General features: G+C 67.7%; 1 pseudogene. It reads left to right on the top strand.

What is annotated here, in order from left to right:
- Positions 1-260 (top strand): annotated as a pseudogene (locus SB753_RS38565) (dihydropyrimidine dehydrogenase); the annotation flags it as partial.

Below are 260 nucleotides of genomic sequence, written 5' to 3'. Positions count from 1 at the left end.
AGCGCGAGGTCGAGTGGCTGTGCTCGGTGGGCGGCATCGAGATCAGGCACGGCGTTGCGCTCGGCCGCGACGTGCAACTCGATGCACTGCGCAATCAATACGATGCGGTGTTTCTCGCGATCGGTCTCACCGGCGTTCGCGCGCTCGCGATGGCGGGCGAGGACCTGAGCGGCGTGATGAACGCCGTCGGCTTTATCGAAGCGCTTCGCAGCGCGCGCGACTTCGGCACGGTGCCGGTAGGCCGCCGGGTCGTCGTGATC

Origin of the sequence: Paraburkholderia sp. SIMBA_053, from assembly GCF_046534895.1 — a bacterium.
Lineage (GTDB): Bacteria > Pseudomonadota > Gammaproteobacteria > Burkholderiales > Burkholderiaceae > Paraburkholderia > Paraburkholderia caledonica.
This window is presented reverse-complemented; position numbering and strand designations above follow the sequence as displayed.